Here is a 24,520-nt window from a genome sequence, read left to right as displayed (position 1 = left end):
TAGTTTACCGCCCATGAGTGCTGCTGACGTCGGGTGGTCGCCCGCCAAGGTCCGTACGGCCCATATGGCCATCGCCACCGTCTTCGCCGTGCACGGCGCGGTGTCGGGCACGTTCGCCACCCGGATTCCCTGGATCAAGGACCATCTCGGGCTCAGCGCGGGCGCCCTGGGGCTCGCGCTGGTGTGCCCCGCGCTGGGCTCGATGCTGACGATGCCGCTGGCCGGGCGGCTGATGCACAAGCTCGGGTCGCGGACCGCGCTGCGGCTGCTGCTCGGGATGTGGTGCGCGGCGCTCGCGCTGCCCGCGCTGTCGCCCGGACTGCCCTGGCTGTGCCTGTCGCTGCTGGTCTTCGGCGGCAGTGCCGGGATGGCGGACGTGGTGATGAACGCCGTCGGAGTGGCCGTCGAGGAGCACAAGGGCAAGTCGATCATGTCGGGGCTGCACGGGATGTGGAGCGTCGGCACCCTGACGGGAGCCGCGATAGGCGTGCCGGCCGCGCATGCCGGGCTCGACGGCCGGGTCCATCTGGGCGTGATGGCGGGCGCGCTGGTGCTGACCGGCTTCCTGGTGTGCGCCAAAGTGCCCGATCTGCATCCGGCGCCGGAGGAGGACGCGCCGCCGAGGTTCGCGCTGCCGCCGCGTGCGGCGCTGGTGATCGGGGCGATCGGCTTCTGCGCGGTCTTCGCCGAGGGCGGCACCGCCGACTGGTGCGCGGTCTACCTGCGGGACATCGCCAACGCCTCGCCGGCGGTTGCGGCACTGGCGTACACCGCCTTCTCCTGCACGATGGCGACGGCCCGGCTGCTGGGCGACTTCGCCGTGCGCCGGCTGGGCGCGGTGACCGCGGTCAGGGTCGGCGGGGTGATCGCGACCGCGGGCGGGCTGCTGGTGGTGCTCGCGCACGCGCCGGTCCCGGCGATCGCCGGCTTCGCGCTGATCGGAGTGGGTATATCCGTGGTGGTGCCGCTGTGCTTCGCCGCGGCCGGGCGCCGCGGGCCGAATCCGAGTCAGGCCATCGCCGGTGTCGCCACCGTCACGTACACGTCGGGCCTGGTGGCGCCCGCGGCGATCGGCGGCATCGCCGGTGCGAGTTCGCTGACCGCGTCCTTCGCCCTGGTCACGGTGCTGACGTTGGGCCTGGTGGTGGGGGCCGGTGTCCTCAGGCAGCCCTCCGCCAAGGTCGCGGGCTCGCCCGCGCCGGCCCCCGTCGCCGCCGACTGAGCCCGCCGGGCGGCGGGCGGCCCCGACCGGAGTGGGAGCCGGTCCGGTGCCACCCGCCGCCCGGCGCCCCCTCCTTGCCCTTGACCTGATTCACGTCGAGTCGCTGATACCCCGGTGAGCCCTGGTGGGGATGTCCTTGGCGCCGATGAGCCAGGAGTCCGGGCGTGCGACCCCGGCTGAGCCGCTCGCCGGGGCGTGCCACCGCGCTGGAGCATGCCTGTGCCATACCGCGGGAGTAACCACATCACGGCAGGTCAGAAGAAGAGTTCGGCGGACGCGCACGGGGGAATCGCGCCCGCCGAACCAAGAACCACGTTACCGGCGCGTCCCACCCCTCGGGGAGCCCGCAACGGGCAATTCATTCCGCGGGATTACGCCATGGCACGCGCGCGCCGTCACCTCGCCCTCCCTGAAAGGGAGTTGACCGTGGCGCACCGGCCTCAACCGACCGTCAGATCCTGCAGGCCGACCACCCGCAGCAATTGCAGGCGCTCGTACGCGTCGCTGCCGGGGCGGGCGGTGTAGACGATCAGCCGCTGGCCGTGGCCGGAGCTGAGCAGCACCTCGCAGTCCAGCTCCATGTCGCCCACGACGGGGTGCCTGATGCGCTTGGTGTCCGAGCGCCGCACCGCGACCTCGTGCTCGCTCCACAGCCGGGCGAACAGCTCGCTCTTCGCGAGCAGCTCGGCGACCAGGCCGGCGGCCCGCGGGTCGTCGGGGCGGGCGGCGGCCACCGCGCGCAGGTGTGCGACCTGGCCGCGAGCCTGCGTCTCCTGGTCCTCGGGCGGGAAGATGTCCAGGGCGGCGGGCTCGGTGAAGGCCCAGCGGACGATGTTGCGCATCTCGGGCGGGCGGGTGGAGACGTCGCCGAGCAGGGCGGAGGCCATCGCGTTCTGCGCCAGGACGTCGCCGAGGTCGCTGACCACCTGGGCGGGCGTGTCGTGCAGCCGGTCGAGGATCAGCAGCAGGCCGGGGCGTACGTGTCCGCTGCCGCCGGTCTCCCGGGGCGGCTCCTCGCCCGCCAGGTGGAAGAGGTGGTCGCGCTCGTCGGCGGTCAGCCGCAGGGCGCGGGCCAGCGCGGCGAGCATCTGGCGGGACGGGCGCGGGCCGCGGGCCTGCTCCAGGCGGGTGTAGTAGTCCACGGACATGCCGGCGAGCTGGGCCACCTCCTCGCGGCGCAACCCGGGGGTGCGGCGGCGGGCGCCGCTGCCGAGGCCCACGTCGGCGGGGTTCAGCCGGTCGCGGCCGCGGCGCAGGAAGTCGGCGAGTTCTGGTCGGTCCACCCCTCCAGCATGCGTCGGGTGCGGCCGGCTATCCAGGGCGTGCCACTCCCCCTGTCGGGGGCGCCGCCCGCGGCGTGCCGCCTGGTGCGGGGGCGGCGGGTGCGCAGACTGGGGCTCATGACGACGGATGTGGGCGGTGTGCTCGCCCGGATGCGGGGGGTGGCGGCGGGGCTGCCGCACGGTGACGGGGTCGCGGTATTCAACCGGGTCTACGTCGCGGTGACCGAGGAGGTGCGGCGGAAGCTGGCGGCCGGGCACTTCGCGGACCGGGCGGTGGCCGGCGAGCTGGCCGTGCGGTTCGCGGGACGGTATCTGGCGGCGCTGGAGGACGACGCGGCGGGCCGCAGGCCGCCGGCGAGCTGGCGGCCGCTGCTGCGGCTGCGGGACCGTCCGGGCGTCCGGCCGCTGCAGTTCGCGCTGGCCGGCATCAATGCGCATGTGGGCCACGACCTGGCGCTGGCGGTGGTGGACACCTGCCGGGCGACCGGTCGCGGGCTGCCGGACCTGGAGGGGGACTTCGACCGGGTCGGCGAGGCGCTGACCTCGATCGAGGTGGAGGTGCGGGAGCTGCTGATGCCGGGCCCCGACCTGCTGGAGGCGGCCGATCCGCTGACCCATCTGGTCGGTTCGTGGTCGCTGGCCAGGGCCAGGGACGCCGCCTGGGCGGCGTCCCGGCTGCTGTGGGCGCTGCGCGGCACGGACGACGCCTACGACGAGTGCGTGCACCGCCTCGACGCGGCCGTCGGCCTGGTCGGCCGGCTGCTGCTGACGCCGGTCGGCTGTCAGTCCTCCCCTTGACCTGGTCGGCCTTCCTGCTCACACCCTCCGCGGACGGCCTCGTTCCTCGGCCCGCCACTACGGGTGCTCGGGCGTCAGTCCTCGGGCAGCAGCACGGGGGCGATCTCGTCGTAGCGGTCGCCGGGTCCCGGGTTGAGCGGGTCGGTGCCGCCGCCGAGGTGGTGCATGACGCCCCACACCGCGTTCAGCGCGGTCTGCACCGCGCCCTCCGCCCATCCGGCGGTCCAGGAGATGTCGTCGCCGGCGAGGAAGAGGCCGCGCCGGTCGGCGGGCAGCGCGTCCTGCATGAAGTGGGTGAACAGCCGCCGCTGGTAGCGGTAGTGGCCGGGCAGGTTGGCCTTGAAGGCGCCCATGAACCAGGGTTCGTTCTCCCAGGACACGGTCACCGGGTTGCCGATGATGTGCTTCCTGATGTCGACGCCCGGATATATCTCGCCGAGCGACTTGAGCATGACCTCCATCCGCTCGTGCGCGCTCAGCGGCAGCCACTTCAGGCTGTCGTCGCACCAGGTGTAGGACAGGCAGATCGCGGCGGGCCTGCCGGGTCCGTCGTCCAGCAGGTAGGTGCCGCGGGTCATCCGGTCGGTGAGGGTCATCGACATCGTGTCGCGGCCGGTGCGCGGGTCCTCGTCGAGCCAGAAGGGCCGGTCGACGGGCACGAAGAGCTTGCTGGACTCCATGTAGTGAGTGCGCTCCATCGCCGTCCAGTGGTCGATCGGGAAGAGCGCGTCGTCGCAGGCGATCCTGGACAGCAGCAGCCAGGACTGGGCGGTGAAGACCGCCGCCTTGTAGGAGCGGATGTCGCCGGTGGCGTCGGTGACGGTGATCCGGTTGCCCGCGGTGCGGTGCAGGCCGGTGACGGCCGGGCGCGGGTCGCCGCCGTGCAGCGAGGCCAGCGAGGTGCCGCGCGGCCAGTGCACGGCCTTGTCGGGGGCCAGCTCCCACAGCCGCTGCGGGAGCTGCTGGCTGCCGCCGACGATGCCGCGGTGGTCGTCGTCGGCGCCGGTGTAGACGACCCGCAGGATCTCCAGGATGGAGTTGGGGAAGTCGGTGTCCCAGCCGCCGGTGCCGAAGCCGACCTGGCCGAAGATCTCGCGGTGCCGGAAGGACCGGAAGGCCGGCGAGTCGCACAGGAAGCCGTAGAAGGTCTGGTTGTCGAGCTTCTCGACCAGCGCCGACCAGATCGCCCGGATCGCGGGCACGTCCCGCTCGCGCAGCGCGCGCTGCATGGCGGAGAAGTCGGCGCCGTCCTCCAGGCAGGCGTTCCAGGCGTGCATGACCTGGTGGTAGACCTCGGGCAGGTCGTCCACGGTGGTGGCGTAGTGCGACTCGCCCTTGAGGTCGACGACCGTCGAGGGGGTGCAGGGCGCCAGCGGGTTCGGGAAGGGCCTGGTGGTCAGGCCGACCAGGTCCACGTAGTGCTGGAAGGCGGTGGAGGACGGCGGGAAGCGCATCGCGCCCAGCTCGGCGGTCAGCGCGGGGTCGCATCCGTCGAAGCCGACCGTACGCAGCCGGCCGCCGATGCGGTCGGCCTCGTAGACGACAGGGCGCAGGCCCATCCTGAGCAGTTCGTAGGCCGTCACGATGCCGGACAGGCCGCCGCCGATGACCGCGACCTCGGTGCCGTGCTCGGTGGGCGGCACCGCGCCGAGCCCCGCGGGGTGGGCCAGGAAGTCGTCGTAGGCGTAGGGGAAGTCGGGGCCGAACATGGTGACGGGCGGTTCGGTCTGCGCCGCGATGTGCTGCTCGTCGTGGACGGCGGTGGGCACGGACGTCATGGGCGGGGGCTCCTGGCGAGGGTGCGGTAGAGGTCGGGGCGGCGGTCGGTCAGGTACGGGGTGTCGGCCCGCGCGGCGGCGCCCAGGGCCGGGTCGACGTCGGCGACCAGCAGTTCGGGCGCGGCTCCCGCTCTGGCGCGGGCCTCGCCGTCGGGTCCCGCCAGGCAGCTCAGCCCGGCGAAGTCGTAGTCGCCCTCCGGGCCGCAGCGGTTCGCGTAGGCGATGTGCAGGCCGTTCTCGTACGCCCTCGCGGGGACGAGCACCCGCGGCACGAAGTCGTAGGGCCGCATCAAGGCGGTGGGCACCGCGAGCAGGTCGGTGCCGGCCAGCGCGTGCGCCCGCACGGTCTCCGGGAATTCGACGTCGTAGCAGATCAGCAGTCCGATCCTGAGGCCGTCGAGGTCGGCCTGGACGACGGGCTCCGCGCCGGGGGTGAAGGCGGCGCGCTCCTGGTCGCCGTAGAGGTGCGTCTTGCGGTAGGCGGCGAGCATGCTGCCGTCGGGGCCGATCAGCCGCGCCGTGTTGTGGACGCCGTCGCCGTCGCGCTCGGGCACGCCGTAGACGACGGCGACGCGGTGCGCGGCGGCGATCCCGCCGACCCGCCGGGCGGTCCGCTCGCCGTCCCACGCCTCGGCCCGTGGGCCGAGCACGTATCCGGTCAGCGACAGCTCGGGGGTGATCAGCAGGCGGGCGCCGCGGCTCGCCGCTCGCGCGGCGGACGCCTCCAAGGCGCCGAACCCGGGCCCGCACCCTTGGGCGATGGCGATCCGCACGTGTTTCTCCTGGTCAGGGGGATGGAGCGAAGCTCCCCCTCGACGCTAATTCCTCCGGCCCGCGGACGCTAGCCACGAACATTGCGCCTGTCGGCGCGATTCGTTGCGTCTTTCCGCCACTTCCCGTCGATCTGTTGCGCGCGACGGCGCCCGTGCCCTCCGGGGGAGGGTCGGGCGCCGTGCGGGGGGGTGCGGTCAGCGTTCGGGGCGGCCGCCCCGGGACGGGTCGTCCATGCCGGGAAGGGTGTCGCTGGGCCCTTCCATGTCGGCCTCGATCCGCTCCTTGCGGACCCGCCCGTGCACCTTCTTCTGCTCGACCTGCTCCTCGACGCGCATCCGGACCCGCTCCTTGGCGACGATCTCGGTCTCCACCACGGGGCTTTCCTCGTGCAGCGTCACGAAGCGGTCGGCTTCGCTGATCTCCGCTCCCGAGCGCATCGCGTCGCGGTCGGCGGCGCTGAGCGGCTCGCGTTCGAGCTTGACCTCCTCGTGCTTCAGCGGCACGGTCTGCTCGACCTCCTCGACCTCGACGTACTTGTGCAGCCTGGCCTTCCCCGAGGCGCGGCGCTCGACCTTGATGTGCATCTCCTCCTCGGAGCGGGTCATCGCCTCGGCCTCGACATCGCCCGCGCCCAGGCGCTCCGCGGCACCGCTGCGCCCCGCCGCGTAGGCGGCGCCCGAGCCGGCTCCGGCGGACGCGGACTTGTCCATGTCCATGCCGCCGGACTCCTCGCTCACGCCGGCGTCGGACTTCGTCTCCCGCGCGGTGCCCGCGCCGGCCGCAGCCCCGGCCGCGCCTGCCGCACCCGCGGTCTTCTCCGGGGACATGGCCTTGTCGCCCGTCCGCTCGATGCCGTAATAGCGGTAGAGGTGCTGCTCCTCCTCGACCGACAGGTGGCCGCCGGAGTCGACGTCCACGTTGGGAGCGCCCTTGATCTTCTCCTTCGGGTACGGCACCTCCAGATGGTCCTGAACCAGCCGCGCGGAACGGGTTGGCACGAAGGTCTCGTTGCTGCCGAAGAACCCGGTCTTGACCGTCACCCACTCCGGGTTCCCGGACTTGTCGTCCAGGTACATGTGCTTGGCATCGCCGACCTTCTTGCCTTCGGCGTCATGGACCGGATGGCCCACCACCTGGGGTATCTGTTCGCGCGTGATCATGTCGCCTCCTCGGGGCTGCCGTGACCTGGGAACGGTCAATGAACGGATTACCCGGGAGGGTCCGACGAAACCTAGGAAGTCCGGCAAATTGCGCAAATCGTCACGCGATACGGTAAAGCCGCAGGTCGGATCATCCGGGGCTGCCTGCCCCGTAGCGGCGCAGCAGCGGCGAGAGCACCAGCACCGACTTCGTACGGGTCACGAACGGCTCGCCCGCGATGCGCTCCAGCACCTGCTCGAAGTGCCGCACGTCGGCGGCGAAGACCTGCACCACCGCGTCCGCCTCGCCGGTCACCGTCGAGGCGGACGCCACCTCGGGGTAGCGGGACAGGCCGCGCCTGATGTCGGCCGGCGAGGTGTTGTGGCGGCAGTACAGCTCCACCAGGGCCTCGGTCTGCCAGCCGAGCGCGGCCGGGTCGACCCGTACGGTGAAACCGGTGATCGCGCCCGCCGCCAGCAGCCGGTCGACCCGGCGTTTGACGGCAGGCGCGGACAGCCCCACCTCGGCGCCGATGTCGGCGTAGGAGCGGCGGGCGTCGACGGCCAGGGCGTGGACGATGCGTTCGTCGAGTTCGTTCAGCGGCACGAGCCCCGACGCTACGGCAGCTACTGCCAGCTGGCGTGCAAGGGCTTGCCCTCGGCGTATCCGGCGGCGCTCTGGATGCCGACGATCGCCTTGCGCTCGAACTCGGCGAGCGAGCCGGCACCGGCGTAGGTGCACGAGCTGCGCACCCCGGCGATGATCGCGTCGATCAGGTCCTCCACACCGGGCCGCGCCGGGTCGAGGAACATCCGCGAGGTGGAGATGCCCTCCTCGAAGAGCGCCTTGCGCGCCCGGTCGTACGCCGACTCCTCGCTGGTGCGGTTGCGGACCGCGCGGGCCGAGGCCATCCCGAAGGACTCCTTGTACAGCCGCCCGTCCGCGGCCTGCTGGAGGTCGCCGGGCGACTCGTACGTACCGGCGAACCACGAGCCGATCATCACGTTGGACGCGCCGGCCGCCAGGGCCATCGCCACGTCCCGCGGGTGCCGCACCCCGCCGTCGGCCCACACGTGCTTCCCGTACTTGCGGGCCTCGGCGGCGCACTCGAGCACCGCGGAGAACTGCGGGCGGCCCACCCCGGTCATCATCCGGGTGGTGCACATCGCGCCGGGACCCACGCCGACCTTGACGATGTCCGCGCCCGCCTCGATCAGGTCGCGTACGCCCTCGGCCGCCACCACGTTCCCCGCGACCAGCGGCACTGTCGGCGAGAGGGAGCGGACCGCCCGCACCGCGGCGATCATCGACTCCTGGTGGCCGTGCGCGGTGTCCACCACCAGGGTGTCCACACCGGCCTTCAGCAGCTCGGCGGCCTTCCCCGCCACGTCGCCGTTGATGCCCACCGCCGCGGCGATCCGCAGCCGGCCCTCGGCGTCGACGGCCGGCTCGTAGAGCGTGGCGCGCAGCGCGGCCGTACGGGTGAGGATGCCGGCCAGCCGCCCGTCCGCGTCGACCGCCGGGGCGAGCTTGCGGTGCGCGTCGACCAGCCGGTTGAAGGCGTCCCGCGGGTCGATGTCGGCCGACAGCAGCAGCAGGTCGGTGGACATCACCTCGGACAGCTGCGTGAAGCGGTCCACGCCGGTCAGGTCGGACTCGGTGACCACACCGACCGGGCGGCCGTCCTCGACCACCACACCGGCCCCGTGCGCCCGCTTGGGCAGCAGCGACAGCGCGTCGGCCACGGTCTGTCCCGGGGCCAGCGTGATCGGGGTGTCGAGCACCAAGTGGCGCTGCTTGACATAGCCGACGACGTCGGCGACGACGTCGATCGGGATGTCCTGCGGGATGACGACCAGGCCGCCGCGGCGGGCCACGGTCTCGGCCATCCTGCGGCCGGCGATGGCGGTCATGTTCGCGACCACCAGCGGGATGGTGGTGCCGGTCCCGTCGGGGGACCTGAGGTCCACCCCCTGGCGGGAGCCCACGGCGCTGCGGCTCGGCACCATGAAGACGTCGTCGTACGTCAGGTCGTACGGAGGCCGAACATCGTTGAGGAATTTCACGGGGTAGCTCCCACCTGCGGCTTTGCCCTGCCGGCGAGCCGAAGTCAGCACGGAACCAGCACGGTGGCGCTGGTCAGCACCTCGTCCATCACGCGCTTCAGCTTCTCGCCCGAGCCCGGGGTCAGGTGACCATAGATGTCCGCGGTTATCTGAATTGTAGAGTGGCCCAGCCGGCGGGAGACCTCCAGGAGGGACACCCCGCCCGCGACGGCGGTGCCGGCCGATCGCGGCGGCGGCAAGAGAGGGGGCACGTCGCGCGACTCTCCGTCCTCTCTCGCCTTCAGCGGGTCAAGCTCAGCAGCCCGTACGCCGTCCCGCTCGATGCGTACGAACCGGCGACGCGGGCGCAGGGTCCCGTCCCTTGGTGTCGCCCGGATCGACACCCTCACAGCCCCGTAGCGCGGGTCAACGATCCAGCCGCCCGCCGCGCCTCCGGGAGGCCGCCGTACTGGTGGCGGTCGTCGTTGACGCGTACCCAGCTCTTCCCGGTGCCGTCGGAACGGAACAGGCCCCGCCGGCCGTGGACCGTCGCGCCGAAATCCGCGCTGCGGAGGATGGTCCCGTCCGGCCACCGGGAGACCTGCTCGGGGCTCGCTGCGCGGACAGTCCGGGGGCAGCTTCACAGCGGACAGGGGTTTCAGCCATCCGAACCATGAACTCCCCCCAGTCTCCGACGAGATGGCAGAATTGCGGGACTGCGGGCCACCGCATCGGTGACGACGGGGGGCTCACGCCATGCCGCACGGATCGGTCCACTCGCTCTTCGAGGAGTGGGCGCGGCTGACCCCGTCCGCGCCCGCCGTGGTGTGCGGCGCGGAGTGTCTCACCTACGGTGAACTCGACCGGCGGGCGGACCAGTTGGCCCGGCACCTTCGGGACGGGCGGCTGCCGTCCGGCGGTCTGGCCGCGGTGTGCCTGGAGCCGGGCCCCGAGGCGTTGGCAGCGATGCTCGGCGTCCTCAAGGCGGGTGGCACCTACCTGCCGCTCGGGGCGGGTGTCCCGGAACCGCAGCTCCGCCGGGTGCTCGCCGACGCCGATCCGTCCGCGGTGATCACCACGGAGGCGCTCCGGGTCGCGGCGTCGGGCGAGCGCCGCCGGATCGTGGCCGTCGACCGGGAGGCCGACGCGATAGCCGGCCGGTCCGCGGAGCCGCTGGACGTGCGGACACCCGACCTCGCCTGCGTCCTGTACACGGCCGGCACGACGGGTCCGCCGAAGGGCGTGCTGATCGAGCACCGCGCCCTCCTCAGTGCCTTCGAGGGCTCGCAGATCGTCCACCGCCCCACGTCCGGGGACCGCCGACTCCTCACCTTCCCGACGGAGTCAGCCGCGTTCACGGCCGGCTGGCTGCGTACGCTCGGCTCCGGCGGCACACTGGTGCTCCCGCCGCCGAGCGGTACCGCGCACGACGCGCCGCCCGCCGGAAAGGACTTCCGGTCCGCCGCCGCGAGGGCGGCCAGGTCGGCCGACGCAGCGGCACCTCCGACCGCCGCGGCCGCGCGGCCCGAGTCCGCTGTCGCGGCGCTGCACGCGCTGATCCTCGCCGAGACCGTCACGGTGCTGGACTGCGACACGGCCACCGCCAGGGACCTGCACCGGTACATCCGGCGGCGCGGGCTGGACCTCGGCGCCGTCCGGCTCGTCAGCGTCACCGGCGACCTCTGGTACCTGGACGAGCAGCAGGCGCTCCGCAGGACGCTGGGACCGCACGTCCGACTGCTCAACGTCTACGGTCCGGCCGAGGCCGCCGGCTGCGCGACCTCCTTCGAACTGCCCGACCGGCCCGTGACCCTCGGCCGCCCCGAGCGGGTGTCGCTGATCGGAGAGCCCTTCCCCGGCGTCGACGTCCAGGTGCTCGACGCCCGCGGCCGGCCCGTCGCCCAGGGCGGGACCGGCGAGATCGCGGTCGGGGGCCGCGGCGGCGCCAGCGGTTACCGGACCGCCGGGCGGCCGTCAAGCAGTGGCCAGTGGCTGCGTACCGGCGACCTCGGCAGGGTGGGCGAGGACGGCCGCCTCGAACACCTCGGCCGCAAGGGTGCGCACGCCGACGCCGAGGCGGTGCTGCGCAGCCACCCGTCGGTCGAGGAGTGCGCGGTCACCGAGATCGAGGCCGCGCCCGGCCGCAGGACCCTCGCCGCCTACGTCGTCCTCACCGACGGCGCGGGGTCCGGCCAGGCGGCCATACGGAGCTACGCCGCCGCCCGGCTGCCGTCCGCCAGGGCCCCGCGTACCGTCGTCCCGCTGCCCTCGCTGCCGCGCACCCGGGCCGGCCGCATCGACCGGCCCGGCCTGCCGCTCCCGGTGCGGCAGGCAGGAGCCGCGACGGCGCACGGCGGCAAGGGTGGACCGGGGTCCGGCTCCGACGACACCTCGGGCTGCGCACCGCTGGCGGCGGGCGGCCTGGCGACCTTCCTGGCCGCGATTCTCACCGACGTCCTCTGGCCCCACTCGACCGACCTCACCGGTGTGCCCCAGCCGGAGGCCCTGCTGTTCTTCGGGCTCTACGTGTGCGAGTGGCTCTCCTTGGGCCTGGGGGTGGCGTTCCTCTTCTGGGGACGGCCGCTGGTCGGCGGTCAGGAGCGTTCTCCCCGCATCACCACCGCCGCGCACCTCTCGGTGGTCTGGCTGCTGGTCGCCTGGTGGCCGCAGGACAACTTCTACCGGCTCGCGAGCAAGACGGACTGGCCGCGCCAGGCGGCCCTGGTGTACGGCTTCAACGTCACCCTCATGATCGCCGCCGGGATACTGGCGGCATTCTTCGCCGCGCGGCCGAGAGAACGGACCTGACACCCGGGCGCCCGGCCTTCGACGCCGACGCGACCCCGGCCGTCCCCGGCTGCCCGTCCTCGAACATCGCGGCCAGCGCGCGGTTGGCGGCGACCACCGCCGACTGCGCCGCGTCCAGCGCCTGCGGCGTGCGGGCGGCGAGGGCGACCCCCACGTACGGGTACGGGTCGAAGCTCGCCGTCGGCACGGTCGGCAGCAGCGTCACGCCGAGCGACCGGCACTCCCGGGCCACCCGGCCCACGTGCTCGAACAGCGCCGCGGAAGGCAGCCGAGCGCCCAGCGGCAGGCAGTCCAGGGTCCGTACGCAGAACGCGCCGCCGTGGATCTCCGCGAGCCTGGCCTGGATGACGAAGGCGACCGCCGGGCCGGTGAGCCGGAGGTTGATCTCGGTCGGGCACAGCCGTCCGGCCCGGTCGGCGACGAAGTCGACGTCGTACCAGCCGCGATAGCCGTCGGCGGACAGCGCACGGCCCACGGCCGAGCCGAAGTCGGCGGCGGTCCGCGCGATCGCCTCGGGCAGGACCGCGGGACCGACGGTGACGCCGCGGTAGCTCGTGTCCTCGATGTCCATGGCACCGGCCCCGACGGGGTGGACGCGGCCGTCGGCGCCGACGACGGCGTCGAAGGTCAGGTCGCGCGGCGGCCCTGAGCCGTCCCCGTCGACGTAGTCCTCCACCAGCAGGCCCCCGGCGGGCAGCCGGCCGGCCAGCGCACGGGCATCGCGCGCCGAGCCGACCTGTCCCGGGGCGACCACGAGGGTGCCTGAGCCGCCCACGCCGTACTCCGTCTTCACCACGGTGGTGGCCCCGGCGGCGGCGCGAGCGGCCAGGACACGGGCGAGTCCGCGGCGGGAGGCCACCGGCCACTGCCCCGGGACCGCCACACCGGGGTGCTCGGGTTCGAGTGTCCGGAAGAGTGCGTGCGCGGCGGACTTGGACTCGTAGCGGTGGACGGCGCGGAGAACGGCGGCGTCCTCGCCACCTCGCGGGCTCACGGTCGCCGCGAGCCGGGCGAACTGCGCCGTGCTCCCCCACGGGATCACCGGCAGGCCGGCCGCCGCGATGCGTTCCAGCAGCGCCGGGTGGGCGAGAACGGCCTCGGACAACCCGGTGTCGTCCGCGAGGCCGCCGTACACCTCGACGTCCTCCCATCCGAGCGTCCGCGCCAGCTCGCGCGTCCAGGCCGGGTCCGTGTGCCGGGGCAGGACGACGGCCTTCGGGTGCGGTCCGCCGAAGGCCGCCAGGCACGCGTAGTGGTGGCCGCCCCGCCGCAGCGCCGCAGGGGCGCCGGGGAACTGGGCGTTGAACTCGCCGACGTTGCCGACGTGCACGGTGCGCCCGCCGCCGGTCCACGCGGAGACCCAGGCGGGCGGCCGCGCCCGGCGGGGCCAGGCGGTGAGCAGCGGGAGTTCGCGGCCCGCGATCGACCCGGACGGCGTGGTGTCCGTCCGCTCGGCACCCATGGCCAGGTAGAAGGACTCCGCGTGCGGGTCGGAGGCGACCACCACGCGGGTGAAGCCCAGCCGGCCCGCCTCGGCCAGCACGTGCCGGTACAGCAGCCGCCCCACGCCCCGCCCGATCGCGGCCGGTTCCACGAACAGCATGCCCAACTCGCCCTCGGGCGCGGCGCCTTCGAGCGTGGCGAACCCCAGGACCCGCGGGGCCTCTCCCCCGTCCGCCGACCGCGCCGGGACGTCCGCTTCCCGCGCGCACTCCACTGCGACCACGGTCCTGCGGGCCGCCACCTCGCCCGGGTACAGCCGCAAGTCCTCCCGGCAGGCGGCCAGGAACGCCGCGTCGTAGCCCCAATACCCCTTCGACCGAAGTGCCAACTCGCTGAGCGCCTCGGCCTCGTCCTCCCGCGCGGCCCTCACACGCGGCTCCCCGGGCGCGGGCCCGGCGTTGACGCTGCTGCCCCGCTCGCCTCCCATGGACCGATCCTGCCAGCAAAAGGCCGCTCGGAGCGCCGGCCCGACGACGCACGCGGGAGCAGCACCACGGCGAAGCGGTCCTCGGCGGCCCGTCAACGAGCGTCGAGCCGCCGGTCGTTACCACCTCGGAAGTCCTCAATGCCCAGGTCACCGTATTTGTTCAACCGTTGACGAAATTACCGGGCGTCGGCTACGGTAACGGCTGTCCTAGCCGTGGCGGCTCACACAGGGGCGGTCCGCGGACAGCGGGACCGACGCGGACATCGAACCCCGCCGCCCGCCCCGCGAAGCCCCGCTGCCCCGGCTCGCGAGGGATACCGGTGCCGCAGCCCGCCCTGCCGTACCCGACCGGCGCTCGACGCTCCGGCGGCGCCCGCCGTGCGCACCCGTGCGGCCGCCGTGGGAGTCGGCACCACACCCGCAGGTGACACATGGAGGTGTCGTGTGAAAAGAACACGCAAACTGACCGTGGCTCTGCTTTCCGCCGCCGCGCTGGTGGCGACCGCTCCGGCGACCGCGCTGGCCGCGGGCCCGCCCGAGCACGGAAAACCGGTCCATTCGCCCGACGTGCACAAGAAGCTGCCGGACGTGTTCGCTCGCGCCGGCTACTCGCCCAAGGCGGTCGACGCGAAGATCAAGGCCGCCTGGCAGCAGCTTTTCCACGGCGACCCGGGCACCGGTCCGACCCACGCCGACGGGCAGAGCATCTACTACCAGATGTCGCCCGCCATGGCGTACGTCGAGGACATCGGCAATCAGGACGTGCGCAGCGAGGGTATGGGCTACGCGATGATGATCGCGGTGCAGCTCGGCCACAAGCACGAGTTCGACTCGCTGTGGAACTTCGCGCAGACGAACATGCAGATCAAGAGCGGTGGCGAGAAATACTACTTCGCCTGGCACACCGACACCACCGGCCGGATCATCGACACCGGTGTCGCGCCGGACGGCGACCAGTGGATCGCGGCGGCGCTCGCCGAGGCGTCGGCCCGCTGGCACGACGGTGCCGGCACGTACGACTACGGGCAGCAGGCGGAGCAGATCCTGCACGCGATGTGGCACGCCTCCGACGGCGGCGGCGTGAACATGTTCGACGCCGCCAGTTCCCTGCCGACGTTCTCTCCGCCCGGCGCGGTCGGCTTCTCCGACCCGTCCTACGCGCTGCCCGCCTTCTACAAGGTCTTCGCGAAGGCCGATCCGTCCGACAGGGCGCGGTGGGAGAAGGCGTACGCCGCGGGCGAGAAACTCCTGCAGGAAGCGCCGAACGCGGAAACCGGCCTCGCCCCCTGCTACACCAACTTCGACGGCACGCCGTTCATGTGGCCCGGCGAGACGGCGGACGACAACGCCTACTCCCACAACTTCCAGGAGGACGCCTGGCGGGTCATCGCGAACGCGAACGTGGACGCCTCGTGGGAGGGCGTGAAGCCCTGGGAGACGCGGTACTCCAACACGCTGGAGCACTTCTTCGAGGGCCAGGGCGTGACCGATTACGTGAGCCGTTACCATCTGGACGGCAGGCCGCTGCCTGCGGGGCAGAACACATACGAGCCGGCGCACGCCCAGGGCCTGGTGGCGATGAACTCCACCTCCGCGATCTCGGCGACCGACCCGAACAGCGGGGCGTTCGTCGAGGACATGTGGAACACCGCCATCCCGTCCGGCCAGGCACGCTACTACGACGGCATGCTCTACATGCTGGGCCTGCTCTACGACAGCGGTCGTTTCCGCGACTTCACACCGCACGGGATCCGCTGATCCGACGATCCGCCGCGGCCGACGCCTCGGGCGCGGCGCGGACGGCCGATGACGGGACAACCTTCAATCGGCCGCGCGCAGCGGCCGTCGCGCCGAACCCGGCGGCCGGTGCTCAGCCTTCGCGCTGTCGTCAGGAGCGCGCGAGCCGGGCCGCGAGATAGGGCGCGGTGGCGCTGTGGCGGGCCTTCGCCACGTGGGCCGGCGTGCCCGCCGCGACCACCCGCCCGCCCGCGTCGCCGCCGCCCGGCCCGAGGTCGACGACCCAGTCGGCGGTGGCGATCGTGTCGAGGTCGTGCTCGACGAGGACGACCGTGTTGCCGGCGTCGACGAGCCGGTGCAGCTGTCGCAGCAGCAGCGCGATGTCCGAGGGGTGCAGTCCCGCCGTGGGCTCGTCGAGCAGGTAGAGCGCGTGCCCGCGGCGGGCTCGCTGCAGTTCGGTGGCCAGTTTGATGCGTTGCGCCTCACCGCCGCTGAGTTCCGTCGCGGGCTGCCCCAGCCGCAGGTATCCCAGTCCCACCTCGCGCAACGTCTCCAGACTGCGGGAGGCGGCCGGGACGGCGGACAGGAACGTGGCGGCGTCGTCGACGGACAGCCCCAGCACTTGTGCGATGTTCTTGCCGCGGTAGGTGACTTCCAGCGTTTCGGCGTTGTAGCGGGCGCCCTGGCAGGTCGGGCACGGGGCGTAGGTGCCGGGCAGGAACAGCAGTTCCACCGCGACGAATCCTTCGCCCTGGCAGGTCTCGCACCGCCCTTCGGGCACGTTGAAGGAGAACCGCCCGGCCGAGTAGCCGCGCGCCCTGGCCTCGTCCGTCGCCGCGTACAGCTTGCGCACCGCGTCGAACATCCCCGTGTACGTGGCCAGGTTGGACCGGGGAGTCCGGCCGATGGGCCGTTGGTCGACTCGGACCAGCCGGTCGAACGACTCGACCCCCGAAGCGTCCTGGACGTCGACCTCCAACTGCGCCTCGTCGGGCTCCTCGGGTACGAGTCCGAGGTGGCCGCGGACGACCTCGGCGAGCACCTGCGTCACCAGCGTCGACTTCCCGGAACCGGACACGCCCGTCACCGCCGTCAGTACGCAGAGCGGTACGTCGACGGACACGCCGTGCAGATTGTGGCGGGAGACGCCGCTCAGGTGCAGCCAGCCGTGCGGTGTGCGCGGGCGGTGTTCGAGCGGCTGGGCGCGCCCGAACAGGTACTGGCTCGTGGCCGACTCCCCGACCCGCTCAAGACCGGCGACCGGGCCGCTGTAGAGCACCCGTCCGCCGCCCTCGCCCGCGCCGGGGCCGATGTCCACCACCCAGTCCGCCCGCCGTACCACGTCCATGTCGTGCTCCACGACGAACAGCGTGTTGCCCGCCGCCTTGAGGCGGTCCAGCACGTCCAGCAGCGGTTCCGCGTCGGCCGGGTGCAGGCCCGCGGAGGGTTCGTCGAGGACGTAGACGACGCCGAACAGCCCCGAGCGCAGCTGGGTGGCGATCCGCAGGCGCTGCGCCTCGCCGGGCGACAGGGTCGTCGAGCGGCGCCCGAGGCTGAGATATCCGAGGCCCAGGCCGAGCAGGACGTCGACCCGCGCGGCCAGATCGCCGCAGATCCGGACCGCGACCTCGGTCGTCTCCCCGGATCGGGCGGTCGAGGTGGTGGCGTCGGCCTCGGACCGCCCCGCGACGGGCCGCAGCAGCGCCACGACCTCGGTGAGCGGCATCGCGTTGATCTCGGCGATGGAACGTCCGGCGAAGGTCACGGCGAGCGCCTCGGGCCGCAGTCCGCTGCCGTGACACTCGGGGCAGGGCACACTCCTGACGAACCGGAGCGCCCGTTCGCGCATCTTGTCGCTCTTGGAATCGGCGAGGACGTGCATGACGTGCTTGCGCGCGCTCCAGAACCTGCCCTGGTAGCCGTAGTCGACGCGGTCCTCCTCCGGCTCGATGTACACGGAGGGCTGCTCATCGGTGTACAGCAGCCAGTCCCGGTCCTTCTTCCTGAGCCTGCGCCACGGTCGGTCGATGTCGATCCCCAGGCCGCTCACGACACTGCGCAGGTTGGCGCCCTGCCAGGCGCCCGGCCAGGCGGCGATCGCCCCCTCGCGGATGCTCAGCGAGGGGTCAGGGACGAGCAGGTCCTCGTCGACGTCGTGCACGACGCCCAGTCCGTGGCACTCCGGGCAGGCGCCGGCCGCGGTGTTGGGCGAGAACGACTCGGCCTCCAGCCGTGCGGCCCCGGGCGGATAGGTGCCGGCGCGGGAGTACAGCATGCGCAGCAGGTTGGACAGCGTGGTGATGGTGCCGACCGTCGAGCGCGAGCTGGGCGACCCGCGTCGCTGCTGCAGGGCCACGGCCGGTGGCAGTCCGGTGATCTCCTGCACGTGCGGTGCGCCGACCTGTTGCAACAGCCTTCGGGCGTACGGTGCCACGGACTCGAAGTAGCGCCGCTGGGCCTCCGCGTAGAGCGTGCCGAACGCGAGCGAGGACTTGCCCGAACCGGAGACGCCGGTGAAGGCCACCATCGCGTCCCGCGGAACGTCGACATCGATGTTCCGCAGGTTGTTCTCACTGGCGCCCCGGACATGCACGAAGGGGTCGGTCGCGTCCTTGTCCACCGTTCCTGACTACCCCATCGCACCGGAAACCGCGCGACAGGCGCCGCGAGCTCCGTCGTGGAGCGTCGACCGGGTGAGGACTTCACCTGCGCGTCAGCCGGCGCCGACGAGGACCTCGACCTCGAAACTTTCGTCGCGGCAGCGCTCCCCGACGGCAGTCACATTCTTCGCCTTGCAGGCGAGTCGAGCAGCCAGACGGACATAGGCCGCCAGGCGTGGTCTCTGATCGGCGAAGTTCCTTAGCCGGGAACTCACAGGCGGCAGAAAGATTCGAAATATCTACCGAAAGTGTTGACACTCCGGGAGCGGGGATCAGACTGTTCGGCATCGCCGGTGACCAGTCGCCGGCGATCCGGGCCGCACATCGGCCTGGTCCTCCGGTCGCCGTACTCCTGGCGGCCGGAGTGCATGTCATGCCCCTGCCGCCCAGGTCACCGGGCCTGCGGCGACGGGGACCACGGCATGCAGCTGCCCCCCACGCCCACAGGAGAGAACACCCCATGAGAACACCGACTCACCAGACGCGTCGCAGACGCACCATCCTGGCCGCCGTCCGAGGCCTTGTCGCCGCGGCGGCGGCGGTCATGGTCGCCTTCGCACTGCCCGGCGCGGCTCAGGCCGACACGACCGTCAACTCGAACAGCACCGGCACCAACAACGGGTACTTCTACTCGTTCTGGAGCCAGAACAGCGGCCAGGCCTCCATGACCATGGGCTCCGGCGGCCAGTACAGCACCCAGTGGAACAACGTGACCAACTTCGTGGCCGGCAAGGGCTGGAACCCGGGCAACACCGCGCCCGTGACCTACTCGGGCTCCTGGAACTGCAACGGCAACTGCTACCTGTCGCTGTACGGCTGGACCACCAACCCGCTCATCGAGTACTACATCGTCGACAACTACGGGAACTACAACCCCAGTTCCGGCTCCTCCCGGCTGGGCTCGGTCTCCAGCGACGGCAGCACGTACGACCTGTACCGGACGCAGCGCGTCAACCAGCCCTCCATCCAGGGCACCGCGACGTTCTACCAGTACTGGGCCATCCGCCAGGCCAAGCGCACCGGCGGCACCATCACCGTGTCCAACTTCTTCAACGCCTGGGCCCAAGCCGGCCTGAACCTCGGCACCCCGAACTACCAGATCCTGGCCACCGAGGGCTACGGATCCTCCGGCAGCTCCAACATCACCGTCGGCAGCAGCAGCGGCGGCACGACCGGGGGCACCATCGGCGGTACCACGGGCAGCACCACGACCGGGGGCACGACCGGGGGCACGACCGGCGGTACCACGGGCGGCGGCACCGGCGGCAGTACGACCGGTGGCACGACCGGCGGTACCGGCGGCAGCGGGTGCACCGCGACCTTCGCCAACTCCTCCGACTGGGGCGCCGGCTTCACGGGAGCGGTGAACGTCAAGAACAACGGCTCCGCCGGCATCAACGGCTGGAGCGTGAAGTTGACCTTCCCCGGCAACCAGACCGTCAGCAACCTGTGGAACGGCAGCTACACCCAGTCCGGCAACACGGTGACGGTGAACAACGCGAGCTACAACGGCGCCGTGGGGGCCGGCGCGAGTACAACATTCGGGTTCAACGCCAACTACTCGGGCAGCAACGGCGCCCCGTCGCTCGTCTGCACCACCCACTGAACCTCCGCTGACGCGCGGCTGCCCCGTCACCGTCCTACCGGTGGCGGGGCAGCCGGCCGGACTTCCTTCGCGGTCAGGCAGGCGTCCTGCTCGCCTGCGACTTCTTCGAAACCCGCTCCCTGACCGGAGCACGCCTGTACGTCTTCGCCGTCATCGAGCACTCCCGCGCCGCCGGCTGTTCGATCCTCCAGCCGGCCTCCCGGCGCTCCCCCGGTCACTCCTCCAGCACGACCGCCAGCTCGGTGTCGGTGTCGCGCCAGAACAGCTCGGCGTCCCGCAGGATGTCCCTCACGATCCGCCATTCCCGCGGCAGGGTCACCGAGTAGTCCTGCCAGCCCCTGACGTGCAGACGGCGGCGCCCGCCGGGCTCCACCGGCCACCACGACAGGTCGGTGAGGCAGTCGGCGAGGGCGTCCCAGTTGCGGCCGAACCACTCGGGCAGGCCCAGGTCGGCGACGCACCGATCCATGAACGCCTGCCGGTCGCCGACGCCGGTCAGGTCGAGGACGCGCATGCGCCGATGCTGCCACAGCAGGTCGCCTGCGGCGCGGCAGCGCGCCCGGGGCTCGCGGAGCGCTCTCAGGAACCGTCGGGGTCGGCGCGGTCCAGGGCGGGGCGGCGCGCTGCCGCGGTGGAGCGCAGCAGCTGCTCGGCGGCCGCGGTGTCGGTGACCAGGCTGGTGACCAGCCCGGAGCGCAGCACCGCGTCGATCGCGGCGGCCTTGCGCGTACCGCCCGCGATGGCCAGCACCTCGGGGATGCGGCGCAGCCGGTCCGCGTCGACGGTGATGCACCTCTCGCCCAGGTCGCGGCCCACCCTGCGGCCCTGCGAGTCGAAGAGGTGCGAGGACATCTCGGCGGCCACCCCGAGCCCGGCGTAGTGCTCGCGCTCGGCGTCGGTGAGCGCGTCGTGGACGGTGGACACCCCGGCCTCCCACGAGCCGACCGACACCACCGCGACGGTCACCTTGTCGTAGTAGCCCATGGCCGCGGCGATACCGCTCTGGGCGCGCAGTGCCGCCGCGGTGGCCGGGTCGGCGAGCACCATCGGGGCGTACAGCGGGTGCGCCTCGCCGCCGGAGACAGCCGCCGCGGTGCGCACCGCCTCGACCGAGCCGCGCTCCGCGGTGCCGACGTCGTAGACGCCGGTGAGCTGGACGACCGTGCAGGGGGCGAGCCGGTCCAGGGCGTTGGCCATGGTGATGATCGAGCGGCCCCAGGCCAGGCCCAGCACATCGCCGTCGGCGACCAGCTCGCCGAGCAGGCCGGCGGCGACCCCGCCCAGATTCTCCGGGTCGGGCGCGTCGGCCTGGTCCGCCGGGGTCTGCACGACGACCGCGTGCCGCAGCCCGTAGTGCGCGCGCAGCGCGTCGGAGCGCTCGGCGTCCAGCTCCGCGGGGACCCGGATCTCGATTCTGACCAGCTCGCGCTCCAGCGCCGTCTCCAGCACCCGGGCCACCTTGAAACGGCTGACCCCGAACTCCTCGGCGATCTGGATCTTGGACTTGCCCTCCAGGTAGAAGCGGCGTGCCATCGCCGCTGCCTGAACCATCTCTCCGGGGCCCATGCGCACGTGCGTGCGACCTGTGCTCACGTCGGTTCTCCCCAGTTGCCCAGCTGTTCGGCTCCGCGCTCATCCTCGCAGACGCCGGGGGTTACGGGCGCGTAGCCCAGCTCCCCGGTCAGTGCCTGTGGACCGCGGCGGCCTGCTCGCGCAGCGCCCGTACCGCCGCCGCCGGGTCCTCGGCGCCGTAGACCGCGGTGCCCGCGACGAAGTTGTCGGCGCCCGCCTCCGCGCAGCGCTCGATCGTCTCGCTGGACACCCCGCCGTCCACCTGCAGCCACAGGTCCAGGCCGTACTTGTCGATCAGCGCCCGGGTGCGGCGGATCTTGGGCAGCATGATGTCCAGAAACGCCTGGCCGCCGAAGCCCGGCTCGATCGTCATGATCAGCAGCATGTCCAGTTCGGGCAGCAGGTCCTCGTACGGCTCGATCGCCGTCGCGGGCCTGAGCGCCATCGCGGCGCGGGCGCCCTTGGCGCGGATCTCCCTGGCGATACGCACCGGTGCGGCGGCCGCCTCCGCGTGGAAGGTCACCGACGACGCGCCCGCCTCGACGTAGGCCGGCGCCCAGCGGTCCGCGTTCTCGATCATCAGATGGCAGTCCAGCGGCGTCTCCGTCGCCTTGCGCAGCGACTCCACCACCGGCAGACCCAGCGTCAGATTGGGCACGAAGTGGTTGTCCATCACGTCGACATGGAGCCAGTCCGCGCCCTCGACGGCCTTCGCCTCCTCGGCGAGCCGGGCGAAGTCCGCGGACAGGATGCTGGGGCTGATCTGCACGCTCATACGTCCAGCAAACCAGATCCGCGGGCCCCGGGGAAAACCCGGTCCCCGGCCCCCCGGGCGCCCTGCCCGACCGGCCCCGCGCGTCCCACCCGAACCACCGCGCGCGAACCGAACGCCGGTGCAATGCTGGTGTCTGGCCACACCCCGCACACCGCCGGGGCGCACGGGGGCCACCACCGAGCGGATCATGGGGGATCACGCGGATGGCGGGCGAAGCGGGACGAGTGGCGCACCTGGTGTGCGGGCGGCGCAGCAAGTGGGTCGTGCTGGTCCTCTGGCTGATCGCACTCGTGGCACTCGCGCCGCTGGCGCAAAAGCTCATGGACGCCGAGAAGAACGACGCGGCGAGCTTCCTGCCCGGCCAGGCGGAGTCCACCAAGGTCCTCGAAATGCAGAAGCAGTTCGTCCCCGAGTCCGCCCCCGCCGTGATCATCTACACCCGGCCCGGCGGCCTCACCCCCGCCGACATCACCCTGATCGGCAGGAACACCGCCGCGATGCGCGCGCTCACCGTACACGGCATCGTCGGCGCCCGCACGGTCGGCCCGCTGCTCGACCGCCCCCGCGACCCGCGTGCCGCCCAGGCCATCGTGCCCATCAGCATCGAGGAGAGCGGCTGGAACTCCGTCCAGGACGCGGTGGGCGACCTGCGGGCCACCGCCACCCGGGGCGCCGCCGGACTCCAGGTCCACATCACCGGACCCGGCGGTTATGCCGCCGACTCCAACAAGGCCTTCGCCGGCATCGACGGCACCCTCCTCTACGCGGCGCTCGCCGTGGTCGTCGTCATCCTGCTGATCACCTACCGCAGCCTCAGCCTGCTCGTGCTGCCCGTCCTGTCGGTGGTCGCCGCCCTCTTCACCGCGGAGGCGCTGATCTACCTGCTGGCCAGACACGGCGGCCTGGTGGTCAACGCCCAGAGCGCCGGCATCCTCACCGTGCTGGTCTTCGGCGCCGGTACGGACTACGCGCTGCTGCTGGTGGCCCGCTACCGCGAGGAGCTGCGCCGCCACGAGGACCGGCACGACGCCATGGCCCTGGCCCTGCACCGGGCGGGCCCCGCGGTCATCGCCAGCGCGGCCACCGTCGCCCTGAGCATGCTGTGCCTGCTCGCCGCCGACATGAACTCCACCTCCGGCCTCGGCCCGGTCGCCGCGGTCGGCGTGGCCGTCGCCCTCATCTCCATGATCACCCTCTTCCCCGCGCTGCTGGTGATCGTCGGCCGCTGGGTCTTCTGGCCGGTCGTCCCGCACGTCGGCAGCCCGGAACCCACAGCGACCGGCGTGTGGGCGCGCATCGGCAAGCGCATCAGCCGCCGCCCGCGCACCGTCTGGGTGACCACCGTGGTCGTGCTCGGCGCGCTCGCCTTCGGCCTGTTCTCCCTCAACGCCGACGGCCTGGCCAGCGCCGACACCTTCACCGACACCCCCGACTCCGTCGTCGGCCAGCGCGTACAGGACCGCTTCTTCCCCGCGGGCGGCGGACAGCCGATGGTCGTCATCGCCAACGCAGACTCCGCCGTGGAGGTGACCGCCGCGCTCCGCGCCGTCCCGGGCGTCATCCCCGCCTCCGTCGGCACCCCGCCGGGCGTCACCCCGCAAAAGAACGGCCACGTCTACCTGGAGGCCACCCTCACCGACCGCCCCGACAGCGGCGCCGCCCGCACCGCCGTCGACCAGGCCCGCACCACCCTCCACCGGATCCCGGGCGCCGATGCGAAGGTCGGCGGTGGGACCGCGGTCCTCAAGGACACCGCACAGGCCTCCAACCGGGACAACAAACTCCTCATCCCGGTGATCCTGCTGGTCGTCATGCTCATCCTTGCGGTGCTGCTGCGCGCGATCGTCGCACCGCTGGTGCTGATCGCGACGGTCGTGCTGTCCTTCGCCGCCGCGCTCGGCGTCAGCGCGGTCTTCTTCCGCCACGTCTTCGGCTACGCCGGCGAGGACACCGCCTTCCCGCTCTTCGTCTTCGTCTTCCTCGTCGCCCTCGGCATCGACTACAACATCTTCCTGATGACCCGCATCCGGGAGGAGAGCGCCGCACTGGGCACGCGGGAAGGGGTCCGCACCGGGCTCGCCGCCACGGGCGGCGTCATCACCTCGGCCGGCCTGGTCCTCGCCGGCACCTTCGCCGTCCTCGGCACGCTGCCCGTCGTGGCCTTCGCGGAGATCGGCTTCGCCGTGGCTTTCGGGGTCCTGCTCGACACGTTTGTCGTACGCTCCGTGCTCGTCTCCGCGATCACCCTCGATCTGGGCGACCGAATCTGGCTCCCCGGCCACCTGGCTCGCGCCAAGCGTTAGCCGACCACCGGCCGCCCCCCCCCGGTGCGTCCCGGGGGTGCCACCGCCCCCTGCCCCTTGCGGTACGTCCCTCACCCCGCGGCCCGGTG

At 72.5% G+C, this 24,520-nt stretch carries 17 protein-coding genes and 1 pseudogene; 6 read left to right on the top strand and 12 right to left on the bottom strand.

Going from position 1 to position 24,520, the window contains the following annotated elements:
- Positions 1 to 13: 13 nt before the first annotated feature.
- Positions 14 to 1,222, top strand: a complete 1,209-nt coding sequence (locus OG900_34470) for an MFS transporter (GenBank protein ID WUH94754.1) — start codon at positions 14 to 16, stop codon at positions 1,220 to 1,222.
- Positions 1,223 to 1,662: 440 nt separating this feature from the next.
- On the opposite strand, the gene OG900_34465 is transcribed toward OG900_34470, so the two are convergent.
- On the bottom strand, positions 1,663 to 2,505 hold the full coding sequence (locus OG900_34465; GenBank protein WUH94753.1) for a helix-turn-helix transcriptional regulator: 843 nt from the start codon (positions 2,503 to 2,505) through the stop codon (positions 1,663 to 1,665).
- Between the two features lie 117 nt (positions 2,506 to 2,622).
- On the opposite strand from OG900_34465, the gene OG900_34460 reads away from it, so the two are divergent.
- The gene (locus tag OG900_34460; GenBank protein ID WUH94752.1) at positions 2,623 to 3,303 is read left to right on the top strand and encodes a DUF5995 family protein; all 681 of its coding nucleotides are present in this window, start codon (positions 2,623 to 2,625) and stop codon (positions 3,301 to 3,303) included.
- A gap of 74 nt (positions 3,304 to 3,377) precedes the next feature.
- Here the strand turns inward: OG900_34460 and OG900_34455 are convergent, their stop codons facing one another.
- The 6 genes from OG900_34455 to OG900_34430 all read right to left on the bottom strand — a co-directional run bounded on the left by OG900_34455 (position 3,378) and on the right by OG900_34430 (position 9,312).
- Positions 3,378 to 5,081 carry an NAD(P)/FAD-dependent oxidoreductase gene (locus OG900_34455; protein WUH94751.1) on the bottom strand — a complete coding sequence of 568 codons (1,704 nt, stop codon included), beginning with the start codon at positions 5,079 to 5,081 and terminating at the stop codon, positions 3,378 to 3,380.
- On the bottom strand, positions 5,078 to 5,854 hold the full coding sequence (locus tag OG900_34450) for a carbon-nitrogen hydrolase family protein (GenBank protein WUH94750.1): 777 nt from the start codon (positions 5,852 to 5,854) through the stop codon (positions 5,078 to 5,080). The genes OG900_34455 and OG900_34450 overlap by 4 nt, the downstream gene beginning before the upstream one ends.
- Positions 5,855 to 6,049: 195 nt before the next feature.
- Positions 6,050 to 7,015, bottom strand: a complete 966-nt coding sequence (locus tag OG900_34445) for a PRC and DUF2382 domain-containing protein (protein WUH94749.1) — start codon at positions 7,013 to 7,015, stop codon at positions 6,050 to 6,052.
- 130 nt (positions 7,016 to 7,145) lie between these two features.
- Positions 7,146 to 7,601 (bottom strand): Lrp/AsnC family transcriptional regulator, encoded by a 456-nt coding sequence (locus tag OG900_34440; protein ID WUH94748.1) that lies wholly within the window; start codon positions 7,599 to 7,601, stop codon positions 7,146 to 7,148.
- Between the two features lie 20 nt (positions 7,602 to 7,621).
- Positions 7,622 to 9,061 (bottom strand): GuaB1 family IMP dehydrogenase-related protein, encoded by a 1,440-nt coding sequence (locus OG900_34435; GenBank protein WUH94747.1) that lies wholly within the window; start codon positions 9,059 to 9,061, stop codon positions 7,622 to 7,624.
- 44 nt (positions 9,062 to 9,105) lie between these two features.
- Positions 9,106 to 9,312, bottom strand: a complete 207-nt coding sequence (locus OG900_34430) for a hypothetical protein (protein WUH94746.1) — start codon at positions 9,310 to 9,312, stop codon at positions 9,106 to 9,108.
- Positions 9,313 to 9,796: 484 nt separating this feature from the next.
- On the opposite strand from OG900_34430, the gene OG900_34425 reads away from it, so the two are divergent.
- Positions 9,797 to 11,848, top strand: a complete 2,052-nt coding sequence (locus OG900_34425) for an AMP-binding protein (protein ID WUH94745.1) — start codon at positions 9,797 to 9,799, stop codon at positions 11,846 to 11,848.
- A gap of 1,396 nt (positions 11,849 to 13,244) precedes the next feature.
- Here the strand turns inward: OG900_34425 and OG900_34420 are convergent.
- Positions 13,245 to 13,778, bottom strand: a pseudogene (locus OG900_34420) (GNAT family N-acetyltransferase).
- A gap of 444 nt (positions 13,779 to 14,222) precedes the next feature.
- Here OG900_34420 and OG900_34415 point away from each other — a divergent pair.
- Positions 14,223 to 15,536, top strand: a complete 1,314-nt coding sequence (locus OG900_34415) for a glycosyl hydrolase family 8 (protein ID WUH94744.1) — start codon at positions 14,223 to 14,225, stop codon at positions 15,534 to 15,536.
- 130 nt (positions 15,537 to 15,666) lie between these two features.
- On the opposite strand, the gene uvrA is transcribed toward OG900_34415, so the two are convergent.
- The gene (gene uvrA, locus OG900_34410; GenBank protein ID WUH94743.1) at positions 15,667 to 18,135 is read right to left on the bottom strand and encodes an excinuclease ABC subunit UvrA; all 2,469 of its coding nucleotides are present in this window, start codon (positions 18,133 to 18,135) and stop codon (positions 15,667 to 15,669) included.
- Between the two features lie 584 nt (positions 18,136 to 18,719).
- Here uvrA and OG900_34405 point away from each other — a divergent pair.
- Complete coding sequence (locus tag OG900_34405; GenBank protein ID WUH96023.1) at positions 18,720 to 19,781, top strand: glycoside hydrolase family 11 protein; 1,062 nt, start codon at positions 18,720 to 18,722, stop codon at positions 19,779 to 19,781.
- Positions 19,782 to 19,995: 214 nt separating this feature from the next.
- Here the strand turns inward: OG900_34405 and OG900_34400 are convergent, their stop codons facing one another.
- From OG900_34400 to rpe, 3 genes are all read right to left on the bottom strand, one after another.
- Positions 19,996 to 20,295 carry a barstar family protein gene (locus OG900_34400; GenBank protein ID WUH94742.1) on the bottom strand — a complete coding sequence of 100 codons (300 nt, stop codon included), beginning with the start codon at positions 20,293 to 20,295 and terminating at the stop codon, positions 19,996 to 19,998.
- A 65-nt stretch (positions 20,296 to 20,360) separates the two neighbouring features.
- Complete coding sequence (locus OG900_34395; protein ID WUH96022.1) at positions 20,361 to 21,347, bottom strand: sugar-binding domain-containing protein; 987 nt, start codon at positions 21,345 to 21,347, stop codon at positions 20,361 to 20,363.
- Between the two features lie 115 nt (positions 21,348 to 21,462).
- Positions 21,463 to 22,128: a ribulose-phosphate 3-epimerase gene (rpe, locus tag OG900_34390; protein WUH94741.1), complete on the bottom strand. Its 666-nt coding sequence runs from the start codon at positions 22,126 to 22,128 to the stop codon at positions 21,463 to 21,465.
- Positions 22,129 to 22,331: 203 nt separating this feature from the next.
- Here rpe and OG900_34385 point away from each other — a divergent pair, with 203 nt between their 5' ends.
- Positions 22,332 to 24,431 carry an MMPL family transporter gene (locus tag OG900_34385; GenBank protein ID WUH94740.1) on the top strand — a complete coding sequence of 700 codons (2,100 nt, stop codon included), beginning with the start codon at positions 22,332 to 22,334 and terminating at the stop codon, positions 24,429 to 24,431.
- Positions 24,432 to 24,520: the final 89 nt, after the last annotated feature.

The sequence above is a fragment of the Streptomyces sp. NBC_00433 genome, assembly GCA_036015235.1.
In the GTDB taxonomy this organism is placed as follows: domain Bacteria; phylum Actinomycetota; class Actinomycetes; order Streptomycetales; family Streptomycetaceae; genus Actinacidiphila.
Note: the sequence above shows the minus strand (reverse complement) of the source record. Positions and strands in the feature narration are given on the sequence as shown.